Source organism: Streptomyces sp. NPDC003691, from assembly GCF_053981115.1.
Window position 1 is genome coordinate 1 of record NZ_JBSFNQ010000229.1, and the last position, 1,421, is coordinate 1,421.

Genomic DNA, 1,421 nt, shown 5'->3' on the forward strand with positions numbered 1-1,421 from the left:
TCGATGGAACCTGCTGGACCCGCGGGTGCGTTCGGTCCGGATGACGACTACTGGAGTTGGGCGGAACGGCGGCTTGCCCGGGGGCAGTCGTGTCTGTTCTCGGTCCGGGATTCTTCCGTGGCGACGCTGTGGACCGTGGCGCCGGTGACGTTCCTTCCTCTGGCGGGCCGTGACGACCGGCTGCTTCCTCTGTGTTCGGGGGCCTTCGCGTGCCTGGACGGCGGGCCGCATCATGCCGGGTGCGCCGGTGGATAGCGGGTCGGGCTCTCTCCTGTACGCGTGCGATGCGTGCCGCTGCCTGGTCGTCGCTTCGACCCTGCGGGCGCTCGGGGTGCTGGTTCCCGGGCGCTCTCCAGGGGCCCGGCGCCTGGTGTACGTGATCTGCCTGGACAGCGCTGCGTGCGCCGTGCGGCGGTCCGCTCCGTCGGCCGGTGACGGTGCCGGGTGAGGCAGCGCCTGTGCGTGCTCTTACTGGTCGTGGCCTGCACGGCGGTCTACCTGCCGCTGGCGCTGATCAGTACCCCGGGGCCGTAGCTGCTCCGGCCGGCTCCGGCCCCGGCGGGCCTTGAGCGGGCCGGACCACCCCTTGGCCTGGCAGCTTCACGGGTGGTCCGGCTGGTGATCCACGAGGGACCCCGGTGCCGATGGTACCGGGGCGCTCGTCGTGCCCTGGTCCCAACGGCCCATGTCGGAGGACAGGTTGGGCAACGGGGAAGGAGGCGATCACATGAGCCGCCCGGAGGGGACGGGGCACCACCACGGGGAGCCGTTCGAGCCTGATGACGTGCTGTGGGTGGACGGGGTGGATTACCTGGGTGGCTGGCAGCGGGCCCGGGATGCGGGGCGGGCGTTGGAGACTGCGGTGGAAGCGGCCGGGCTGGACCGGTCCGATCTGTCGTGGCGGGCCATCGCGGCTCCTGACGGTTCGGGGCAGGTGTCGGTGGTGCTGTCCGTTGCTGCAGCAGTGGAGATCGCCCGGCTGCTGGGGGCGGCTTCGGCACGGTGGGACCGGGCGGGCTGAGGCTGTGGCCGGAGGGGCTTTGGGCGGTAGCTGCCCTGGGGCGAGAGAGCAGGGCCCGTTAGCTTCCGCGGCTCGGGCAGTCCGTGGACCTGCCCGCAATGGCCCGAGTGGGCCCCTGCTCTTCGAGGCTCGCCCCAGGGGAGCTGCCTAAAGCACCGGAGGTCACCGCCCCCCGGCCACGCTGCCCGCGGATCATCCCCGCAGGCGCGGGGCCGACCAGGCGGCGCCGATGCGCTCCACAATGCACCCCGGACCATCCCCGCAGGCGCGGGGCCGACCCGGAGGACGGGCGGAGGCAACGAGAGGCCCTAGGGGGTGTCTTCAAACGATCTTGGATGGTGGATCATGGTGCGGTGATACGTCGCCATGAACTGTCCGATGCGGAGTGGGCCTTCGTGCA

The 1,421-nt window shown here is 71.7% G+C and carries 1 protein-coding gene; it reads left to right on the top strand.

The annotated features are described in order from the left end of the window. The first annotated feature begins 727 nt into the window (after positions 1 to 727). Positions 728 to 1,021, top strand: coding sequence for a hypothetical protein (locus ACWDR0_RS34890; RefSeq protein WP_456355849.1), 294 nt, complete (start codon positions 728 to 730; stop codon positions 1,019 to 1,021). Positions 1,022 to 1,421: the final 400 nt, after the last annotated feature.